We start from the raw sequence: 19,301 nt of genomic DNA, 5'->3' as shown, positions 1-19,301 counted from the left end.
GCCACCAAGGCGAGGTTCGGCGCCGCGAATCACCTTGAAGACAGCGCGAAGTACTGGCGGTCACTGTGCAGCCATACAGGATGCGTCAGGCCGTTTGCCGCAATCGAAAAAAGAGGCGGAACGCCTAAGCGCCCGCCCCCAGTCGTCTCACGCGTCTGGTTCGCTTGAGAGTGGCAGGATGCTAGCACCGCGACTGCGCAACGCCAGTGGCAATGTCCGGTGAGCGGACGAAACCGGCACGAAAAAGGGCGAGCCGTCTCTGGCCCGCCCTTTCCATGCCGTTTCGAGGCTGGGGGTTACTTGCGATGCAGGCCGCCCAACGCACCGCCGGCTACGCCGCCCTGCAGCGACCCGGCAGCGCCAGCACTGGTCTGTCCCAGGCTGCCGCCCAGCGAACCCCGGCCCGATACGGCCGCATCGACTGCGCCCGACGTCGCCACGTCGTCGATCGTGCCAGTGGCGCGGTCTTTCACGCGACCAGTCGTCCGCTCTGCCGCGCGACGGGTTTGCTCTGCGGTAGCTTCGGCCTTGCGCTTGGTGCGCTCAGCGGTTGTTGCGGCCTTGCGTTCTGCGCGATCTGCTGCCCGCGTGTCTGCGCGAACCTCGTTGCGGGTCTGGACGGTGGTGGAAACATCTCCACCGATGCCTTTCGTTGTCGCATCGCGCTGCGTGGTGGCTGTCGTGCTCACGTCTGCGCCGACACCGGTATTGGCATTGACCGCGCCGTTGCCGGTCGAAACCTGCGCACCGGCGTTGGCCGAGCCTTCGGCCTTGGCCTGGCCGCTCTGGGCCTGCCCACTCTGGGCCTGCCCACTCTGGGCCTGCGCAGTGCCGGCCATGGCAAGAGCCACCAGCGGGAGAATGATCTTTTTCATGGTTCTCGTTCCTTTCGCCCCATCTTGCGCCCCGTTTTCGTGCAGGCGTTCAACGGGGCGCAGGTGGCTGCGTTCCTGCCCGTGGCTCGGGTCGCCCGGGGCTGGGAGCAGGCCATCCCATTACCGCACCCCATCGCTGCACTTGCCAACGGGGCCCTTGCGGACTAAATGAACAGAACTTCCGACATCGGAAAATCGCCAGCCCCTCCCGGACTTGTCCGGGGCGGCGATGACCCCTAGCCGGAAGAAACGAGATTCCACGCGGCTTCTGCCGCAGCAAGCAAGGCACCAGAGCAATGGCCAAGACCAGCCCCGGCGAGTTCTTCAATCAGGTGAAGGCCGAAGCACGCAAGGTCGTCTGGCCGACCCGCCAGGAAACCACCACCACGGCGATCTTCGTCGGCATCATGATGCTGATCCTCGCGGTGTTCTTCCTCGGCATCGACTCGCTGTTCAGCGCAGCCGTCCGCTTCCTGCTCTCGCTTGCCTGACCACCTAAAGAACCAAGAGAAACGATATGGCCCGCTGGTACATCATTCACGCCTATTCCGGTTTCGAGAACAAGGTGAAGGAAGCCATCATCTCCGAAGCCGAGCGTATCGGCCTTTCGCAGCTGGTCGAAGCGGTCGAAGTGCCGACCGAGACCGTCACTGAAGTCAAGCGCGGCAAGAAGGTCCAGGTCGAACGCAAGTTCATGCCGGGCTACGTTCTCGCCAAGCTGGCGATGAATGACGACATCTACCACCTCGTCAAGAACACCCCGAAGGTGACCGGCTTCCTCGGCACCAACAACAAGCCGCAGCCGATTTCCGACAAGGAAGCCGCCCGCTACTTCGGCGCGCGCGAGCAGGCCGCTGCCGAACCACGCAAGAACGTCTCGGTCGATTACGAGATCGGCGATCAGGTCAAGGTCAACGCAGGCCCGTTTGCCTCGTTCAACGGCGTGGTCGAGGAACTGGACTTCGACAAGAGCCGCGTGAAGGTCTCGGTGTCGATCTTCGGGCGTGCAACGCCGGTGGAACTGGGCTTCGAGGAAGTCGAACTGGTTCGCGGCTGATCCGCCAAGGGTTACAGGCAACACTTGCTTTTGCGGGCCGATAGTCTTATCGGCCCGCGCTTCGCTGCCTGAAAGGGTAGTGATTCCGTGCGGGAGTTCCTTCGGGGACGTTTGACCGCTCACTCTGAGGCTTTGCTCCAACAGGCGGGCCGACAGGAAGAAAGGAGGCCATCGTGGCCAAGAAGATTGAAGGCTATATCAAGCTGCAGGTTGCAGCCGGTGAAGCAAAGCCTGCTCCGCCGATCGGTCCGGCGCTGGGTCAGCGCGGCGTCAACATCATGGAATTCTGCAAGCAGTTCAACGCTGCGACGCAGGAAGTGGAAAAGGGCACCCCGCTGCCGACCGTGATCACGGTCTATGCGGACCGCTCGTTCACCTTCGTGACCAAGACCCCGCCCGCCACCTTCTTCATCAAGAAGGCCGCTGGCATCAAGTCGGGTTCGAAGACCCCGGGCAAGGCTTCGGCTGGTTCGATCAAGCGTTCGCAGTTGGCGGAAATCGCCCAGGCCAAGATGAAGGACCTGAACGCGAACGACATCGACGCCGCAACGAAGATTATCGAAGGCTCCGCGCGCGCGATGGGCCTCACCGTGGTGGAGGGCTGATTCCATGGCCAAGCAGACCAAGAAGCAGAAGGCCCTGACCACCAAGCTGGGCGACAACCAGAAGCTTTACGCAATCGATGAAGCCATCGCGCTGCTCAAGGACCTCAAGAGCGCCAAGTTCGACGAGAGCCTTGAAGTTTCGCTGAACCTCGGCGTCGATCCGCGCCACGCCGACCAGATGGTCCGCGGCATGGTCACGCTGCCCTCGGGCACCGGCAAGGACGTCAAGGTCGCCGTTTTCGCCCGTGGCGACAAGGCTGAAGCCGCTCTCGCCGCTGGTGCCGACAAGGTTGGCGCCGAAGACCTGCTCGAGGACATGCAGAACGGCAACCTCGACTATGGCCGCGTGATCGCGACGCCCGACATGATGGGCATCGTCGGCCGCCTCGGCAAGGTGCTGGGCCCCAAGGGCCTGATGCCGAACCCGAAGCTTGGCACCGTCACGCCGAACGTCGCCGATGCGGTCAAGGCTGCCAAGAGCGGTCAGATCGAATTCCGCGTCGAAAAGGCCGGCATCATCCACGGCGGCATCGGCAAGCTCTCGTTCTCGGACGAAGCGCTGCGCGCCAACTTCGACGCTTTCGTCGATGCGGTCGTCAAGGCCAAGCCCGCTGGCGCCAAGGGCAAGTACGTCCGCAAGGTCGGCCTGTCCTCGTCGATGGGCCCCGGCCTCAAGATCGACGTTGCCCAGGTTCACGGCGGCTGATCTTCAACGATCGAAGCCAATAAAAAAGAAGGCCGGGGAGGGAAACCTCTCCGGCCCTTTTTCTGCCAGCGCCACTCGTCTAGGAGCGGCGGATGCCCGATCCCGAACTCGCCAAGAACCCGGTCACCGTTGCCCGCCTGCAGGTGGAAGCGATCATTCCGCCCGAAAAGCGCGGGCCCGGCTGGGATCGCCACTGGCGTGAACTCGAAGCCTATGCCGACGCCGCCATGGAAGGCGCGATTGGCGACTGGACGGTCAGCCCGGATCGAACTCGAGGCTGACCCGAAAGCCTGGGTTGGCACTCTGCGCGCAGATCGAGGCGCCAAGGCCACGCGCCATGGCCTTGACCAGTCGCTGCCCAAGGCCGGTGCCCTTGGTCTCGGCGTTCTCGCCAAACCCCGCACCATCGTCTTCCACGGTCAGGCGAACGCGGCCATCCGCGCTGGTCGACAGGATGATCCGCACCTCGCCCGCGCAGTCCGCGCCGTAGGCGTACTTGCAGGCATTTGCCACCAGCTCGCAGATGATGATGCCAAGCGTGACCGCCTTGTCCGTCTGCAATTCCATCGGTTGGGTCCGGGCCACGACGGTGCGCGGCGCGTGTGGCGACGTCCAGGTCTCGGTCAGATCGCGGGCGAGATTGGCGAGATATTCGTCCAGCGCCACGCTCTCGACATTGCCGGTGGCATAGAGGTGGCGGTTGACGTGCGCGATGGCGCCGATGCGCTGTTGCGAGGCCAGCAGCGCGTTGCGCGCCTCACCTTCGGGCAGGACCGAAGCCTGCATGTTGATGAAGCTCATCGTCATCTGCAGGTTGTTGGCGACGCGATGGTTGACCTCGCGCAGCAGTGCGCCGAGCCGCTCGTTGCTGGCGATCAGGTCTCGCTCGGCCTGTTCCTTGGCGCGGCGCAACCGCACTCTGTCGAGTGACTGCGCGAAGGCCGAGCGCAGCAGCTCGATGAAGTCCTCGCCGATCGACTTGACCACATAGTCGTCAGCACCAGCGCGCAAGGCCGCTGCGGCAAGGCGGCCGTCATCGGCACCAGTGACGTAGACGACGGGCGGGCACGAGGGCAGCTCAAGCAGCCGCTCAAGCGTCTGCAACCCGTCCATGCCCGGCATGTGGTGATCCACTGCGATCACGTCGAAATCTTCGCCCTGCGCCGCCGCAAGGCCCTCGTGCCCGTCGGCTGCCAGCGTGATCTCGAAGCCCAGCGTGCCGAGGCGACGTTGCACCAGCCGGCGCAGCGCCGGATCGTCATCGATATAAAGGAGGCGGACGGGTTCCGCGCTCAATGGGCCTCCTCGGCGTCCGGCACCTGGATGACCGAGAGGAACAGGCCGAGCTGGCGGATCGCCTCGGCGAAGTTCTCGTAGTTGACCGGCTTGGTGATATAGACGTTGCAGCCCATGTCGTAGCAACGCTGGATCTCCACCTTGTCGTCTGTCGTGGTCAGCACCACCACCGGCGTGCGCCGCAGATGCGGATCGCTCTTGATCTTGGCCAGGATGTCGATCCCGCTCATGTCCGGCAGGTTGAGGTCGAGCAGGACAAGGGCGGGGCCATTGTGTGCCGGGCCGTGCGGATCGTTCCACAGGTAGTCGAGCGCGCTGGTGCCATCGGTGAAATGATGGATCATGTTCGAGATACCGGCGCGGCGGATGTTCTTCTCGATCAGCCGGGCATGACCTTCGTCATCCTCGACCATGACGATGTTGACGGCGAGTTGATCAGGCATCGGCTACTCCGGATTGAAACTTGATCGGCAGGCTGACCGTGAAGGTCGAACCTTGTCCTTCTTCTGATGATACTTCGACCAGCCCGCCCAAGCGATAGGCCAGCGCGCGTACATGGGCGAGACCGATGCCTTCGCCCGGCTGGTCCTGCATGCCCGATCGGCGGAACAGATCGAAGATGCGCTCGTGATCACGGGCGGATATGCCACGGCCGTTGTCGGTCACCGTGATGATGGCGCGGCCGTGCGCAATGCTGCCGGCAATGCGGATCTCGCCGGGGCGGCCCGGTTGCAGGTACTTCAGCGCATTCTCGATCAGGTTCGACAGGATCTGTTCGATCGCCAGCCGGTCCGTTTCGACCACGGGCAGTTCGCCCAGTTCCACGCGCGTTTCGGTCTCGTCGATGCGGTGCTGCAGGGACTCGACGATGGATTGAACCACCTCGGCAATGGCCACGCGCGCCGGGGCAAGGGTACGGCGGCCCTCGCGCGAAAGGCGCAGGATTGCGTTGATCAGCCGGTCCATCTTCTGCGTGGACGACCGGATGAAGCCGATGGATTCGGGCAGGTCTTCCTCCACCGCCAGACGCACCTGTTGCGGCACTTCCTCGCCGTCCTTCAGCACGTGTTCGCCGATGACCTTGCGCGCCGCATCAAGCTCCGCGGTAAAGCCCATGACGTTGACCAGCGGCGAGCGCAGGTCATGGCTGACGATGTAGGCGAAGCGCTGGATTTCGGCGTTGGCGCGCTGCAATTCAGCCGTACGCTCGTCGACCAGCGATTCGAGCTCCTGATTGAGCAGGTGGAGTTCACGCCGGTTGCCGTCGATCTCGGCAATGTTGCGACGGATGATCTGAACTGCCGCAATGGCGACACCGATCACCAGCGCGGCGCACAGCGCCAGCATTGCCGAAAGCAGGGTGCGGGTGTTGTCCTGCGCCTGGTTCCGCTCGCGCAGCAGCTTGTCCTCGCGAGCCAGCATCTCGTCGACGTAAGCGCGGATGTAGCGGATGGCGGCAACGGTCTCGTCGCTGTCGAGCGATTCCACCTTGAGAATGCCCAGCTTGGCTTCCGCCTCGGTGGTGCGCGCCTGTCTGGAATACCTGTCGAAAGCTTTGCGCAAGCCCTCGACCGACCGGACTTGCGACGAGTTGTCCAGCACCAAAGCCTCGAGCCGCGTCAGTTCGGCATTCGCGTCGGCGATGGCCTTCTCGGCGATGGTCGTGAAAGTTGTCTCGGTGGGTGCAATGATGATCCCGCGCCGGGCCGTCTCCGTCCGCTCGGCGTGGCGGACAAAGCGATTGAGCGAGGCTTCCACGTCCAGCGTGTGCTCCACCCAGTAGGCATCGCTCTCTGCCTGCCTCTGCACGATGACCACGGCGGCAACCGCCGCAACCACGGCGGCGAAGCCGATTGCGAGCAGCAGCAGGATAAGCCGGTTGTTCCCCGCATCGCGCGAGAAAGCGTAGGTCGGCGTCGTCGGCATCGTAAGGTGGTACTCCCGTCGACGCAGGAAATCCTCAGGCCGCCATTGCGTTCCCGTCTTGCGTAAAGAAAAGTTACCGGATGTTTTCCTTCGTATAGCACTCGATAACCAGGCTGATCAGTTCGCCCTGCGCCGTGCGCAGCCGGGCCTGGTGCGAGAGGATTGTCCCTTGTGGGCACTGTTCCATCGCCCCGCGCGTCTGCGCCAGGCGTTCACGCTGGAAGCGGAGCGGCGCCACGACTTTCCCGAACGGCGTATCGGTCGTGACCAGCGTGTGGTTCATGTCGGGCGTCAGGCGTGACGGGACATACCAGTTGTGCGCTACCGACAGCGTTCTCTCGCCGCAGACCAGCCGCACATGACGGTAGGCCACTGGCTCGTCGCGGGAAATCTCGAGGTTTTGGCGGATTATGGCCGAGACCAGTGAAGCAGCAGGATCGGACAAGGCACGGATCACGGGAGGTTCGGCAAGCCGCCGCCGTTCACACCACTGGCCGAGTGCCGCCGTAGCGCTGTCGTTTGCGGCCAGCGTGCGTTCGAAGTCATTCAGGGCCGGGGAGCATCCCGTAAGCGCTGGCAGCAGGGCCAGCAGCAGGCGATCAAGGCGCGGGCGGCGCATCGGGCGCAACAACGGTCACGCGCCGGGCCGACAGGATTTTCACCGGCTTTGCCAGGATCTGGCCGCGCATGATCCCTTCGCCCTCGGTCTCCGAGATCGGAGCGGCGAAGATTGCCTTCACCACGTCCATGCCTTCAACAACCTGGCCGAATGCGGCATATCCTGCCCTGGCCTCGGGATCTGTGGAGTCCGGCTGGGCATCCAGTCCCGGTTGGTCCGATACCATGATCGAAAAGTCGCCGGTTGCCGTGCCCGGTGCATAGCGTGCCATCGAAAGCGTGCCGGCCTTGTGCAGGATGCCGGTCACATTGGTCGGCTCATGCGCGATTGCCGGCAGGTTGCGCTTCGGGTCGCCGCGCGTTCCGGCCTGGATCAGGCCGTTGGGCTGCTCTCCCCAGTTGAGATGCATCGCGCGGTAGAACACTGTGCCATCGAAGCGCTTCGTCTCGGCATAGCGGACAAAGTTCGTCGCCGTCGCGGGCGCGCGCTTCACGTCGACTTCGACGACGATTCGCCCGGCCTCGGTCTCCAGCGCCACACGGACCGTGTCGGGCAGGGGAGCGGTCGACGGTGCGGGATAGGTCGGCGCTGCCGGGCGCGGGGCGGGCGCGCGCTTCTTTACCGGCGCGGCGGCAACCAGAGCGAAGGCGATCGGCGCCAGCAGGGCAAGGCGACGGGTCAGCACGATCTCAGATGCCCCCGGCAACCGGGAAGCGGCCAATTGCAGCCAGCCCCTCTTCCAGCGCATGGGCGCAGGCCTTGAGCGTCGCGTCGCTGACCGAACGGATCACGAAGTTTGCCCCGGTCTTGCCTTCCCGGAAGAACGGGTAGCTGCCGATCTGCACGCCATCGAACGCCTTTTCCGTTTCGCGCAAAAGGTCGGCGATCTCGCTCTCGGCGACCCAGCAGCCGACCGTTGTCGAGAGCAGCGGCAATCCACCTTCGAGCTGACCGGTCAGGCCATCGAGCATCTGTGCGGTTATGCCCGGCACGCCCGCCATCAGGAACACGTTGCCCACGCGGATGCCGGGGGCGCCGGAAACGCGGTTCTCGATCAGGTCCGCGCCGGCAGGGACGCGGGCCATGCGCAGGCGCGCATCGTTCAGGCCACCGCGCGTGGCATAGTAGCTTTCCAGGATCGCCCGGGCCTTGGGGTGGATCACCACGTCCACGCCCAGCGCCGCCGCTACTGCATCCACCGTGATATCGTCGTGCGTCGGGCCGATGCCGCCAGTCGTGAAGAGGTAGTCGTTGCGGGCGCGCAGGGCGTTGACCGCCTCGATGATGGCCACCATGTCGTCCGCCACGACGCGAACCTCGCGCAGGCGGATGCCCTGGACGCCGAGCCAGGTCGCCACTTGGGCGATGTTCTTGTCCTGCGTGCGGCCGGACAGGATTTCGTCACCCACGACAATCAGCGCGGCGGTCCAGATGCGGGATTCGTCAGTCATCGCGCGATTGGTATCGCAAGGGACGCTCCCGCAAAAGCGCTTATTCCGCTGCCGCCATGTGCGCCTTGTGCGCGGTTGCCGGGCGTGGATGGCCGAATTGCAGCACACCGTCCTCGATCGGGTCATCGCGCATCCACGCCACGTCGCGCACGTAATCCTGGTTCAATCGCCAGCGCATGTCGCTTGCCGACTTGGGCAGGAGATGGCGCGCGCGTTCGATATAGCCCGAGGAGAAATCGTAGATGTTGTCCTCGTCCAGATGGTGGTTGGGCGCCAGCTTCGGTACGGCAACTTCCATCCCGCGCGCCTTCATCGCGTTGAGCACGTCACAGATATAGCGCGCGTTGATATCGGCCCGCAGCGTCCACGAAGCGTTGAGATAGCCAAACACCGCCGCAAGGTTCGGCACGTTCGAGAACATCGCGCCCTTGTAGTAATAGCGGTCGGCGAAATCGACCGGCATGCCGTCCACGCTGATCGCGATCTTGCCGGCCATGACCATCTTGAGGCCGGTTGCCGTAACGATCACGTCGGCATCGAGATGCTTGCCCGATTGCAGCTGGATGCCGGTCGCATCGAAACGCTCGATCCGGTCGGTCACCACGCTGGCCTTGCCCGCCTTGATCGCCTCGAACAGGTCGGCGTCGGGCACCAGGCACAGCCGCTGCTCCCACGGATTGTAGGGCGGCGTGAAGGCCTTTTCATCGTACTTGTCGCCCAGCAACGACTTCAGCCGCTTGGTCAGGAACGCGGCAACCTTGTCCGGCCGGGTGCGTGCCCGCTTGAAGAACAGGTTCTGCAGCTTGACGTTCTTGAACCGGGTGATCCGGTACGCGGTCTCCTCGGGCAGGAACTTGCGCAGGAAATTGGCGATCGCGTCCTTGGCTGGCCGGGTGACGTACCATGTCGGCGTGCGCTGGAGCATCGTGACGTGCGCCGCCTTGTCCGCCATTGACGGCACGATCGTCACCGCGGTCGCGCCCGATCCGATGACGACGACCCGCTTGCCCGCGTAGTCGAGGTTCTCCGGCCAGAATTGCGGGTGGACGATCTCGCCCTTGAAGTCCTCGCGCCCCTCGAAATGCGCCTCGTAAGGCTTGTCGTAATCGTAGTAGCCCGATCCCAGGTAGAGCCAGCCCGCCGTCACCCGGCTGCGCTGCCCGTCCTTGCCTTCCAAGGTCACCACCCAGTACCCGGCGGCACTGTCGAAATCGGCGCTCACCACCTTGCTGTCAAAGCGGATGTGGCGGCGGATGTCGCGCTCGTCGGCAATCCGGTTCAGATAGTCGAGGATCGACGGACCGTCAGCGATCGACTTCTCGTGCTTCCATGGCTCGAACACGAAGCCCAGCGTGTGCATGTCCGAATCGGAACGCACGCCGGGGTACCGGAACAGATCCCACGTGCCGCCGATCTGCGAGCGGCGCTCCACGATCGTGAACGAGCGGTCGGGGCAGAGCATTTTCATGTGCGCTGCCATGCCGATACCGGAAATTCCGGCGCCGACGATCAGCACGTCTGTATCCGGCTTGCCGGCCGTAAATGTGGACTGCTCTGCACCCACGATCGCTCTCCATCGTTTCTATTTACAGAAATGTTAGCACACTTGCGCGCGATTGCCAGTGGCGCCCGACTTTGCCACTCATGTCGGCATGACCGTTATCGCCGCCCGCCGCTACAGCAATGGCATCGCTCACGATGAAGCCCTTGAACTGACCGGCGCTTGCGTGGCCGAGCTTGCGCCTCACAGCTTTGACTGGATCGGCCTGTGCGAACCGGACGCGGCGGAGATGGATCTCGTGCGCCGTCAGTATGGCCTGCACCCTCTCGCCGTCGAGGACGCCCTCAATCCCCGCCAGCTGCCCAAGGTCGAGGTATACGGCAAGACGCTGTTCGTGGTCGCCCGCACCGCCGAACTGCAGGAAGGCGAGGAAATCGGCTATGGCCAGACAGCCTTCTTCGTCGGCCCCCATTTCCTCATCACCGTGCGCTTCGGCAGCACGCGGCCGCACGTGTCTCTGCGCGCCGAAATCGAGGCGCAGGGCGACAGGCTTTCCGAAGGGCCGGACTACATTCTCCACGCCGTGCTCGACTTCATCGTCGATGGCTACCTGCCCTTGCTCGAACGCCTCGAGGAGATCGCGCAGGAGATGGAAGAAGCCGCCATCGACGTGTTTCCCGAGCAGTCGGTCATCCGCCGCATCTTCCGCCTGCGCCGCCAGTTGCGCCGGTTCGAGCGGGTGATCGGGCCGATGGAGGAGGTTTGCCAACGTCTCGTCACGGCTGATCTTCCCTGCATCGATCCCGCCGCGCGGATCTGGTTTCGCGATGTGCTCGATCATGTCCGTCGGGCCATGGCGCGGATGCGGGGCTTGAAGGAAACGCTTGCGGCCATTGTCGAAACCGCCAGCCTGCTCGAACAGCACCGGCAGGGAGAGATGACCCGCCAACTGGCTGCCTGGGCCGCCATCCTCGCCGTGCCCACCGCCATTGCCGGCATCTACGGCATGAACTTCGAATACCTGCCCGAGCTGAAGTGGCGTTATGGCTACTTTGCGGTGTGGGGCGTGATCATCACCATCTGCAGCGGCCTGTGGTTGCGCTTCAGGCGGATCGGCTGGCTCTGATCGTGTGGACAAGCACGCGCTTTCCGATTGTTACCGCACTATGACTGGCCTAGTGCGCGCACAGGAGGAGACGAGTCGTTTCCCCTGGTGCGTGCGGCAATTCGGGAAGCTTATCGATGTTCGGCTGGTTCCAGCGTCTCCTGCCCAAGTCGGGCGATTTCTTCGGCATGTTCGAACGCCATGCGGCAGCCTGCGTCGACGCGGCTGATGCCCTTGCCAGGCTGACGCGCGCCCAAGGCGATTCCGCGCAGTGGGTCGGCAAGATCCGCGACCGCGAGCATGCCGCCGATGACGTGATCCGCGAAGTGCTGTTCACCGTGCGCCGCACCTTTCTCACGCCATTCGATCGCGGGGCCATCACTTCGCTGATCGGCGCGATGGATGACACCATCGACGAGATGCAGGCTGCCGCATCGGCCATCGAGCTTTACGAAATCGTCGGCTTCGAGCCGGAGATGCAGGCGATGGCCGACAAGATCGTCGAAGCCGTCGGCCTCATCGCCGAAGCCATGCCGCTGCTCCGTGATATTGAGCGCAACGGCGGCCGCCTTCATGCACTGACCGAACGCATCGTCAAGCTGGAGGGCGAGGTCGACCTGATCCACCAGGCAGGCCTCAAGGCCAATTTCCAGCGCCACCGCGCCGATGGCGATCACATCGCCTTCATCGTCTCGCGCGAGATCTTCAAGCACCTCGAAAAGATCGCTGACGCCTTCGAAGACGTCGCGAACGAGATCGACGCGCTGGTCATCGACCACGCCTGACGGCGCGGGACAGGAGCTGATCCGATGCACGAGCTCGCCTTTCCGCTGCTGGTCGGCCTGATTGCGCTGGCGCTGGCCTTCGATTTTCTGAACGGCCTGCACGATGCGGCGAATTCCATCGCCACCGTCGTCTCGACGCGCCTGCTGTCACCGGTCGCCGCCGTCATCTTTGCTGCGGCAGGAAACTTCGGTGCCTACTGGCTGGTCGGCCTCCATGTCGCCGACACTATCGGCAAAGGCATCATCGACAAGGACATCGTTACGCCTGCGGTCGTGTTCGGCGCGCTGATCGGGGCGATGTTCTGGAACATTGTCACCTGGATCAAGGGCATCCCGTCGTCGTCGAGCCACGCGCTGATCGGCGGCCTGCTCGGCGCGGGCGTGATGCATGGCGGCTTCGACGCGATCGAATCCAAGAAGACGATCGAGACCTTCGTTGCCATCTTCATGTCGCCGATGATCGGCATGGCGCTGGCCATGTTCTTCGTGCTGATCACCAGCTGGCTGTTCAAGAGCTTCCAGCCGCGCCGCGCCGAAGGCGTGTTCAAGGGGCTGCACCTGCTGTCGTCGGCGGCTTATTCGATCAGCCATGGCGGCAACGATGCGCAGAAGACGATGGGCATCATCACCGTGCTGCTCTACTCGACGGGCTATCTGAAGGGTGAATTCCACATTCCCGAATGGGTCGTGCTGTCGTGCTATGCAGCCATCTCACTGGGCACGATGTCGGGCGGCTGGAAGATCATCAAGACGATGGGCACCAAGATTACCCGGCTCAACCACCACACCGGTTTCTGCGCTTCTTCTGCGGGGTCGATCGTGGTGTTCGGGGCGAGCGCGCTGGGCATCCCGGTTTCGACGACCCACGCCATCACCGGCAGCGTCATCGGCACCGGCGCTGCCCGCCGCGCCAGCGCCGTCCGCTGGGGCGTGGCGCAGCGCGTGGTCATGGCATGGTTCATCACGATCCCGGCCAGCGCCACCGTCAGCGCCGCCTTTTACCTGCTCACCCGCCTGTTCTGATCTTATTGCCCCACCGTCACCGCCGTCGCGGGCGGCGTCGGCTTGCGGAACAGCGGCACGCGCTTGAGCCACAGCTTGAGCGCTTCCCAGTGAATGCCTGAAGTTACCTTGAGAGTTGCCAGAGGGTAGCCCAGCGCCGCCCGCAGAAGAGCGGCGTCGGTCAGTTCACGACGCCGCGCGGTATGGACTGCGGCAAGCACCGGCCCTTTTGCGTCGGAGACAGTGATCCCTATCCCGAGCCGCTCGCCCGGCGGCTGCACGCGGAAGGCATAGTCCAGATTCATCGGCAGGAACGGCGATACATGGAACCGCTTCGCCACCGACTGGTGCAGTGTGCCGCCATGCTTTGCCGCGATCACATAGTTGTGCCGCTCGCCGAAGGTGTTGGAGACCTCGTAGATCACGGCGCGCAAGGTCCCGTCGGCGCCGTGGCAGAACCATGTGCTCAACGGATTGAAGGCATATCCCAGCATGCGCGGCATCGTCAGCAGCACGATGCGGCCGCCGTCCGGTTCGATGCCGGCTTCGCGCAGCAGGCGTTCAGCGTGCGGGCGCAGCGCGCTGCCGTCGCCGATATCGCGGTCATGGAAGGAAAACAGGTTGAACCGCCCGCGCGAGAACAGCCGCAGCCGCGCCGCAAGGTCGTCGATCCGGTCGATGTCGAGCGCCATGTGCAGCACGCGATAGCGCAGCACGTGGATGCAGGGCCGCAATCGCCGGTGCAGCACATGACCGAGGTACAGCGCCCCGTCGTCCATCACGCCATTTCCGGCACGCGCGCCTGATGCGTCACATGGATGCGCCCGGATTCGTCCGCGACGTTCCAGGGCCGCCGCACGTCGCCCAGCTGCTCGGCCACGGCAAGGCCCGATTGCAGCCCGTCCTCATGGAATCCCGCCCCGAACCACGCGCCGCAGAACCATGTGCGGCGCCGGCCCTGCAACGACCACAACTGCTTCTGTGCAAGGCCGGCGGCCACGTCGAATACCGGGTGATCATAGGCCTCGCGCCGGATCACCAGTGCCGGATCAGGCTCGTCCAGCGGGTTGAGCGTGACGAACAGGTCCTTGTCGGTCGGCAGGTGCTGCAGCCGGTTCATCCAGTAGGTCACCGATAGCTGGTGCTGTTCCGCCCCCCGCTGCGCCGCATAGTTCCACGCCGACCACACCTTGCGCCGCCGCGGCATCAGCCGCGCATCGGCATGGAGCACAGCTTCGTTATGGCGATAGGGAAAGGCCCCGAGCAGGCGCCGCTCGTCGTCGTCGGCATCGTCGAGCATGGCCAGTGACTGGTCGGCATGGGTGGCGAGCACGACCTGGTCGAACCGCTCCCAGCCACACCCGCCATCTATCAGAACACCATCGGGCAGGCGCCGTATCCGTTGCACCGGCGAAGACAGCCGCACGCGTTCGATGAACGGTGCGCTGATGCGCTTCACGTATTCGCGGCTCCCGCCATCGACCGTGCGCCAGCGCGGCCGTTCGCGGAACTGCAGCAGTCCGTGGTTCTCGAAAAAGCGCACGAAGGCTGCCGCCGGATGGTGCGGAATATCGCGCACCGGGGTAGACCAGATCGCCGCCGCCATCGGATAGAGATGATCGTCGCGAAACGCCGGCCCGCAGCCCAGCCCGTCCAGATAGGCGCCAAGCCCGAGTTCGCCCATCTCCGGCAGGTCGCGGGGTGCAGCCTTGTAGAAGCGCACCAGGTCTCGCAGCATCGACCAGAAGCGCGGGGACACAAGGTTCCGCCGCTGTGCGAACAATCCGCGCAAGTCGCCCGAATACTCCAACCGCCCCTGGTCCAGCGTGACGGCAAAGCTCATCACCGTCTCGCGCGTGGGCACGCCCAGATGCGCAAACAGCGCCGTCAGGTTGGGGTAGGTCCGCTCGTTGTAGACAATGAACCCGGTGTCCACCGGCACGCCATCGGCCTCGACCGTGTTGCTGTGCCCGCCAAGCCGGTCCGCCGCCTCAAACAGCGTCACGCGGTGCCGCTGCGATAACAGCCAGGCCGCCGAAAGGCCGGAGATTCCGCTCCCCACCACGGCAATATCGAGCGCGCCCCCCGGCGCACCACACTCTGTTATCACACCATGACCCCCATAGGCACCGCGACACGAACCGCCGCGACCTTACCTGTCCGTTTCCCGTTATAGACCGCTCCCGTGGTGACAGGTTGACACAAGTCACACCCCAATGGCTAGTTACCTGTCGTGAGCCTCCTTGCCCCGCTGATCTCGCTCGTAGAGCGCGCCCCGCTGCCCGATGCGCTGACCCGCGCCGGCGTGTCCTTCATGTGCGAGAAGCGCCGCCGCGCCCTCCATCGCGATCAGCCGGCCGATGCCCTGTTTGCCGCTTGGATGGCGCAGCGGCCCGTTGCCGAACACACCGATGCCGCCAACGAACAGCACTATGAACTGCCGCCGCGCTTCTTCGAACTGAGCCTTGGGCCGAACGCCAAGTATTCCTGCTGCCTCTATCCCACCGGCAACGAGACGCTCGAACAGGCCGAACTTGCCGCCCTTATGGCGACGGTCGAACACGCGGCGCTGGAGGACGGCCAGCACATCCTCGAACTCGGCTGCGGCTGGGGTTCGCTCAGCCTCTTCATGGCCGCGCGCTTCCCCAATGCGCGCATCACCGCCGTCTCGAATTCACGGCCGCAGGGCGAACACATTCGTGCCAAGGCGGCAGCGCGCGGCCTCACCAACCTGACCGTGCTTACCGCCGACATGAACGCATTTGCGCCCGATGGGCAGTTCGACCGCGTCGTCTCGGTCGAGATGTTCGAACACATGGCCAACTGGCGCGAACTGCTCGGCCGGGTGAAGGCATGGCTCCGCCCCGATGGCCGCCTGTTCCTCCACGTCTTCAGCCACCGCCAATATCCCTACCGCTTCGACACGGCCGACAAGTCGAGCTGGATTGCGCAGTATTTCTTCACCGGCGGCATCATGCCCAGCCACGCCCTCATCGGCCAGTTCGCCGATCTGTTCGCGCTCGAGCGGGAATGGTGGTGGGATGGCACGCACTACGAAAAGACCGCGCGCCACTGGCTTGCGCTGTTCGACGCCAAGGCGGCGGAGATTGAGCCGGTGCTGCGCCTGGTCTATGGCAAGGATACGCCCTTGTGGATGCGTCGCTGGCGCTTGTTCTACCTCGCCACGGCGGGCCTGTTCGGCCATCGCGGCGGCAGGGAATGGGGCGTCAGCCACTGGCTGCTCAGGCCGGCGTAAAAAAGGCACTTGGCAAGCGCGGCTCCAGCGGCAAGACTGGTTGCGATAGAAACTTGCTCAGGGAGCCTTCCAGACATGACTGCCCGCTCGCGCGTCGCCACCGGCGTCGCCGCCATTGCGCTTTGCGCCACTGCTGCCCCTGTTCTTGCCGGCCCCGCCGAAGACCGGCTGATCGCCCAGTTGCTCGATGAAGGCCTCAACCGCTCCGATGCAATGGAAACGGCGTCCGAGCTGATGGACCGCATCGGCCCGCGTCTCACCAACTCGGAAAACCATCGCAAGGCCGAAGACTGGGCAGCGGCAAAGTTCGCGTCCTATGGCCTCAAGAACATTCACCGCGAACCGTTCGAATTCGGCCTTGGCTGGAACCTCAAGTCCTATTCCGCCACGATGACGAGCCCGCGCAGCCTCCCGCTGACCGTCCTGCCGGTGGCATGGTCACCCGCCACGAACGGCACGATCACCGCCCCGGTCGTGGTCGCACCGATGAGCAAGGTCGAGAATTTTGACGCATGGAAGGGCAAGCTCGCTGGCAAGATCGTCCTCGTCAGCCTCCCGGGCGAGAGCAGCGAGTCCAAGGACCCGATGTTCGAACGCCTCTCGGGCGAGGATATCGGCAAGCTCGACAAGTATACCCTGCCGCGCCACGATCCCGAAGGCCTCGCCATGCAGGTGGCGCGCCGCGGCTTTGCCCGCAAGCTTTCGGAATTCCTCAAGGCCGAAGGCGCTCTGGCGATGGTCAAGATGACCTACCGCGATGGCAAGCTGGTCCACGGCGAAGGCTATGATTTCATCCCCGGCGAAACGCTTAGCCTGCCGGCCATGGACATGGCGCAGGAAGACTACCGCCGTCTCGTGCGCCTCGCCAAGACCGGCGCCGCCCCGCAGCTCTCGCTGTCGATCGATGCCAGCTTCGATGACAAGGACCTGATGGCCGACAACGTCATCGCCGAAATCCCCGGCACCGATCCCAAGGCCGGCTACGTCATGGCCGGCGCCCACTTCGACAGCTGGATTGCCGGCGATGGCGCAGCAGACAACGGCGCCGGCAGCGTTGCGGTAATCGAAGCCGCGCGTCTGCTCGCCAAGTCGGGCGTCCGGCCGAAGCGGACCATCCGCTTTGCCCTGTGGAGCGGGGAAGAGCAGGGCCTGCTGGGCTCAAAGGCCTATATCGAACGACACTTGGCCTCGCGTCCGGTCGATCCCGCGCTCAAGGGGATCGACAGCTACTCGGCCTGGCGCAATGCCTACCCGATCACGCCCAAGCCCGGCTATGCCGATCTCAAGGCCTATTTCAACATGGACAACGGCTCGGGCAAGTTCCGCGGCATCTATGCCGAGGGCAATGTCGCGGCCGCGCCGATCCTGCGCGAATGGCTCAGCCCGTTCAATTCGCTCGGCGCCGACAAGGTGGTGATGAGCAAGACCGGTGGCACCGATCACGTCTATCTCCAGGCGATCGGCCTGCCCGGTTACCAGTTCATCCAGGACCCGCTCGACTACGAAAGCCGCGTCCACCATTCAAGCGTCGACACGCTCGACCACATGCGCGCCGACGACATGCGCCAGGCCTCGGTGGTCCTTGCCGGCATGCTGCTGCAGGCGGCGATGAGCGACAAGGAACTGCCGCGCTCGCCGCTGCCGACCAAGCCTGACGCAACCGATCCGTTCAAGGTGCAGGACCCCAACCAGTAAGACGTGCCGCCCCGCTTCGTCCCTTGGCTGTAATGGCTAACGGGAAGGGGCGGGGCCTTACGCATTTCCCCGGAGTTCCCCGGCTGGAAATGCCACACCCGCTATAACCTAGGTTAGTGCCCGTCATTCAAGCAGGCGGGCCATGCTCAAGCGCATATCCACGGACGAAGTCCAACTCGGCATGTTCATCCACAAGCTCGAAGGGAGCTGGTTCAGCCATCCCTTCTGGAAGCGGAAGTTCCTGCTCGATGATCCCGACATGCTCGAACGCCTGCGCGAGAGCGAGGTGGACGGCGTGATCATCGATACGGCGCTGGGCAAGGCCACGGCGGACGAACCGACGGTGGCCCCGCAGATCGTCTCAGGCCCGCGCAACGCCGGGATGATCGCTCAGGCAACGCGCGCCGCCATCGAACCCGTGCCGCAGCGGCCCGGTCCCGGCTTCGGCCGCGCGCCAGCCGCGATGCCCATCGCCCGCGAATTCGGCCGGGCGAGGCGCGCCGCCGGCGATGCGCTGCGCGTCGTGAGCAAGGCCTTCATCCAGGTCAGGCTCGGCAAGGCGATCAAGGTGCAGGAAATCGAACCTGTGCTCGATGCGGTCTATGCCTCGGTCCAGCGCAATCTCTATGCCTTCAACGGGTTGCTGCGCTGCCAGAACGACAACGAGCCGGTCTATCGGCACTCGCTCGCCGTCAGCGCCCTGATGATCGCGCTGGCCCGCCACATGAAGTTCTCGCCGGTAGACATCCGCGACGCGGGCATGGCAGGCCTGCTCATGGATGTCGGCGTGGGCCAGCTCCCGGTCGATCTCGCCTCGGTCGGGGGAGACTATTCGCTGCTGCGCCCCGACCTGCGCGAACAGCACGTCGTGCTTGGCTACACCTTCCTCAAGGCGGCTGGCGACATTCCCGAGCCGGTCCTGCGGGTAATCCTGCACCATCACGAGAGGCTCGACGGCAGCGGCTATCCACAGGGGTTGAGCGGCGCGGCAATCGAAGCCCTCAGCCGCATGGCCGCAATCTGCGACACCTATGACACGCTGATTTCCGGTGCCGAACAGCTGGACCCCGCCGACGCCGTCCGCCGCCTGCGCGAACAGCCCGGATCGTTCGATCCCGCCATCCTCGAACGCTTCGTCGAAACCGTCGGCGTATACCCGATCGGTTCCTTCGTCCGCCTGCGGTCCGACCGCCTGGCCATGGTGGTAGACGAGGACCCGGCAGACACCGCGCTCCCCGTGGTCCGCACCTTCTGGTCGCTGCCTCTCGCCAAACGGCTCAAGGGCGAGACGATCGCGCTTGCCCATTGCTACGGCGACGATGCCATCGAAGGCATCGCCGATATTGCAGGGCTCGATCTGCCGGATATCGGCGCGCTGCGCGAAAGCCTGCTGGCCGCCGCCTGCAAGGAAGCGGCCTGATC

General features: G+C 64.5%; 21 protein-coding genes. 11 read left to right on the top strand and 10 right to left on the bottom strand.

All coding sequences use genetic code 11. The features are described from left to right. Positions 1-296: 296 nt before the first annotated feature. Complete coding sequence (locus ACZ1JY_RS07465) at positions 297-875, bottom strand: hypothetical protein (RefSeq protein WP_465130837.1); 579 nt, start codon at positions 873-875, stop codon at positions 297-299. 296 nt (positions 876-1,171) lie between these two features. Here ACZ1JY_RS07465 and secE point away from each other — a divergent pair, with 296 nt between their 5' ends. The 5 genes from secE (at position 1,172) to ACZ1JY_RS07440 (ending at position 3,524) form a co-directional block, all read left to right on the top strand. Next, positions 1,172-1,366 carry a preprotein translocase subunit SecE gene (gene secE / locus ACZ1JY_RS07460; protein ID WP_118073197.1) on the top strand — a complete coding sequence of 65 codons (195 nt, stop codon included), beginning with the start codon at positions 1,172-1,174 and terminating at the stop codon, positions 1,364-1,366. Between the two features lie 26 nt (positions 1,367-1,392). Then, entirely contained in the window at positions 1,393-1,932 is a 540-nt protein-coding gene (gene nusG / locus ACZ1JY_RS07455; RefSeq protein WP_039331850.1) for a transcription termination/antitermination protein NusG, read from the top strand. A 173-nt stretch (positions 1,933-2,105) separates the two neighbouring features. Beyond that, positions 2,106-2,537: a 50S ribosomal protein L11 gene (gene rplK, locus ACZ1JY_RS07450; protein WP_039331852.1), complete on the top strand. Its 432-nt coding sequence runs from the start codon at positions 2,106-2,108 to the stop codon at positions 2,535-2,537. 4 nt (positions 2,538-2,541) lie between these two features. Continuing rightward, positions 2,542-3,243, top strand: a complete 702-nt coding sequence (gene rplA / locus ACZ1JY_RS07445; protein WP_118073198.1) for a 50S ribosomal protein L1 — start codon at positions 2,542-2,544, stop codon at positions 3,241-3,243. 92 nt (positions 3,244-3,335) lie between these two features. Continuing rightward, positions 3,336-3,524, top strand: coding sequence for a hypothetical protein (locus tag ACZ1JY_RS07440; protein ID WP_118073199.1), 189 nt, complete (start codon positions 3,336-3,338; stop codon positions 3,522-3,524). On the opposite strand, the gene ACZ1JY_RS07435 is transcribed toward ACZ1JY_RS07440, so the two are convergent. The 7 genes from ACZ1JY_RS07435 to ACZ1JY_RS07405 form a co-directional block, all read right to left on the bottom strand. Beyond that, on the bottom strand, positions 3,499-4,539 hold the full coding sequence (locus tag ACZ1JY_RS07435; RefSeq protein ID WP_465130836.1) for a sensor histidine kinase: 1,041 nt from the start codon (positions 4,537-4,539) through the stop codon (positions 3,499-3,501). The two genes, ACZ1JY_RS07440 and ACZ1JY_RS07435, sit on opposite strands and share 26 nt — an antisense overlap. Beyond that, the gene (locus ACZ1JY_RS07430) at positions 4,536-4,982 is read right to left on the bottom strand and encodes a response regulator (RefSeq protein WP_465130835.1); all 447 of its coding nucleotides are present in this window, start codon (positions 4,980-4,982) and stop codon (positions 4,536-4,538) included. Before ACZ1JY_RS07430 ends, ACZ1JY_RS07435 begins: the two co-directional genes overlap by 4 nt. Continuing rightward, positions 4,975-6,465, bottom strand: a complete 1,491-nt coding sequence (locus ACZ1JY_RS07425) for a sensor histidine kinase (protein ID WP_465130834.1) — start codon at positions 6,463-6,465, stop codon at positions 4,975-4,977. The genes ACZ1JY_RS07430 and ACZ1JY_RS07425 overlap by 8 nt, the downstream gene beginning before the upstream one ends. A 73-nt stretch (positions 6,466-6,538) precedes the next feature. Next, positions 6,539-7,084: a hypothetical protein gene (locus ACZ1JY_RS07420; protein WP_465130833.1), complete on the bottom strand. Its 546-nt coding sequence runs from the start codon at positions 7,082-7,084 to the stop codon at positions 6,539-6,541. Beyond that, positions 7,065-7,769 (bottom strand): peptidylprolyl isomerase, encoded by a 705-nt coding sequence (locus ACZ1JY_RS07415; RefSeq protein WP_465130832.1) that lies wholly within the window; start codon positions 7,767-7,769, stop codon positions 7,065-7,067. The genes ACZ1JY_RS07420 and ACZ1JY_RS07415 overlap by 20 nt, the downstream gene beginning before the upstream one ends. Before the next feature lie 4 nt (positions 7,770-7,773). Further along, complete coding sequence (locus ACZ1JY_RS07410) at positions 7,774-8,535, bottom strand: competence/damage-inducible protein A (RefSeq protein WP_465130831.1); 762 nt, start codon at positions 8,533-8,535, stop codon at positions 7,774-7,776. 40 nt (positions 8,536-8,575) lie between these two features. Next, positions 8,576-10,099, bottom strand: a complete 1,524-nt coding sequence (locus ACZ1JY_RS07405) for a flavin-containing monooxygenase (protein ID WP_118073206.1) — start codon at positions 10,097-10,099, stop codon at positions 8,576-8,578. An 88-nt stretch (positions 10,100-10,187) separates the two neighbouring features. Here ACZ1JY_RS07405 and ACZ1JY_RS07400 point away from each other — a divergent pair, with 88 nt between their 5' ends. The 3 genes from ACZ1JY_RS07400 (at position 10,188) to ACZ1JY_RS07390 (ending at position 12,949) form a co-directional block, all read left to right on the top strand. Beyond that, positions 10,188-11,162: a magnesium and cobalt transport protein CorA gene (locus ACZ1JY_RS07400; protein WP_465130830.1), complete on the top strand. Its 975-nt coding sequence runs from the start codon at positions 10,188-10,190 to the stop codon at positions 11,160-11,162. 116 nt (positions 11,163-11,278) lie between these two features. Next, positions 11,279-11,926, top strand: coding sequence for a DUF47 domain-containing protein (locus ACZ1JY_RS07395; RefSeq protein ID WP_118073207.1), 648 nt, complete (start codon positions 11,279-11,281; stop codon positions 11,924-11,926). A 24-nt stretch (positions 11,927-11,950) separates the two neighbouring features. Further along, complete coding sequence (locus ACZ1JY_RS07390) at positions 11,951-12,949, top strand: inorganic phosphate transporter (RefSeq protein ID WP_118073208.1); 999 nt, start codon at positions 11,951-11,953, stop codon at positions 12,947-12,949. A 2-nt stretch (positions 12,950-12,951) separates the two neighbouring features. Here ACZ1JY_RS07390 and ACZ1JY_RS07385 read toward each other — a convergent pair whose 3' ends face one another. Beyond that, complete coding sequence (locus ACZ1JY_RS07385; protein ID WP_465130829.1) at positions 12,952-13,707, bottom strand: DUF1365 domain-containing protein; 756 nt, start codon at positions 13,705-13,707, stop codon at positions 12,952-12,954. After that, positions 13,707-14,990 carry an NAD(P)/FAD-dependent oxidoreductase gene (locus ACZ1JY_RS07380; RefSeq protein ID WP_465130884.1) on the bottom strand — a complete coding sequence of 428 codons (1,284 nt, stop codon included), beginning with the start codon at positions 14,988-14,990 and terminating at the stop codon, positions 13,707-13,709. The genes ACZ1JY_RS07385 and ACZ1JY_RS07380 overlap by 1 nt, the downstream gene beginning before the upstream one ends. Before the next feature lie 171 nt (positions 14,991-15,161). On the opposite strand from ACZ1JY_RS07380, the gene ACZ1JY_RS07375 reads away from it, so the two are divergent. The 3 genes from ACZ1JY_RS07375 (at position 15,162) to ACZ1JY_RS07365 (ending at position 19,299) form a co-directional block, all read left to right on the top strand. After that, a complete protein-coding gene (locus tag ACZ1JY_RS07375; protein WP_465130828.1) occupies positions 15,162-16,184 on the top strand; it encodes an SAM-dependent methyltransferase in 1,023 nt (340 codons plus the stop codon). A gap of 75 nt (positions 16,185-16,259) precedes the next feature. Then, the gene (locus ACZ1JY_RS07370) at positions 16,260-17,879 is read left to right on the top strand and encodes a M20/M25/M40 family metallo-hydrolase (RefSeq protein WP_465130827.1); all 1,620 of its coding nucleotides are present in this window, start codon (positions 16,260-16,262) and stop codon (positions 17,877-17,879) included. A gap of 142 nt (positions 17,880-18,021) precedes the next feature. Next, positions 18,022-19,299, top strand: coding sequence for an HD-GYP domain-containing protein (locus tag ACZ1JY_RS07365; protein ID WP_465130826.1), 1,278 nt, complete (start codon positions 18,022-18,024; stop codon positions 19,297-19,299). The last annotated feature ends 2 nt before the right edge of the window (positions 19,300-19,301 follow it).

Source organism: Novosphingobium sp. BL-A-41-Hi4B-X5A (genome assembly GCF_055521705.1).
Note: the sequence above shows the minus strand (reverse complement) of the source record. Positions and strands in the feature narration are given on the sequence as shown.

Bases quoted from the DNA above. Each gene is read 5' to 3' on its own strand.
- ACZ1JY_RS07465 (WP_465130837.1), bottom strand. From the start codon at position 875: ATGAAAAAGATCATTCTCCCGCTGGTGGCTCTTGCCATGGCCGGCACT.
- secE (WP_118073197.1), top strand. From the start codon at position 1,172: ATGGCCAAGACCAGCCCCGGCGAGTTCTTCAATCAGGTGAAGGCCGAA.
- nusG (WP_039331850.1), top strand. From the start codon at position 1,393: ATGGCCCGCTGGTACATCATTCACGCCTATTCCGGTTTCGAGAACAAG.
- rplA (WP_118073198.1), top strand. From the start codon at position 2,542: ATGGCCAAGCAGACCAAGAAGCAGAAGGCCCTGACCACCAAGCTGGGC.
- ACZ1JY_RS07440 (WP_118073199.1), top strand. From the start codon at position 3,336: ATGCCCGATCCCGAACTCGCCAAGAACCCGGTCACCGTTGCCCGCCTG.
- ACZ1JY_RS07430 (WP_465130835.1), bottom strand. From the start codon at position 4,982: ATGCCTGATCAACTCGCCGTCAACATCGTCATGGTCGAGGATGACGAA.
- ACZ1JY_RS07425 (WP_465130834.1), bottom strand. From the start codon at position 6,465: ATGCCGACGACGCCGACCTACGCTTTCTCGCGCGATGCGGGGAACAAC.
- ACZ1JY_RS07420 (WP_465130833.1), bottom strand. From the start codon at position 7,084: ATGCGCCGCCCGCGCCTTGATCGCCTGCTGCTGGCCCTGCTGCCAGCG.
- ACZ1JY_RS07410 (WP_465130831.1), bottom strand. From the start codon at position 8,535: ATGACTGACGAATCCCGCATCTGGACCGCCGCGCTGATTGTCGTGGGT.
- ACZ1JY_RS07400 (WP_465130830.1), top strand. From the start codon at position 10,188: ATGACCGTTATCGCCGCCCGCCGCTACAGCAATGGCATCGCTCACGAT.
- ACZ1JY_RS07395 (WP_118073207.1), top strand. From the start codon at position 11,279: ATGTTCGGCTGGTTCCAGCGTCTCCTGCCCAAGTCGGGCGATTTCTTC.
- ACZ1JY_RS07390 (WP_118073208.1), top strand. From the start codon at position 11,951: ATGCACGAGCTCGCCTTTCCGCTGCTGGTCGGCCTGATTGCGCTGGCG.
- ACZ1JY_RS07385 (WP_465130829.1), bottom strand. From the start codon at position 13,707: ATGGACGACGGGGCGCTGTACCTCGGTCATGTGCTGCACCGGCGATTG.
- ACZ1JY_RS07370 (WP_465130827.1), top strand. From the start codon at position 16,260: ATGACTGCCCGCTCGCGCGTCGCCACCGGCGTCGCCGCCATTGCGCTT.
- ACZ1JY_RS07365 (WP_465130826.1), top strand. From the start codon at position 18,022: ATGCTCAAGCGCATATCCACGGACGAAGTCCAACTCGGCATGTTCATC.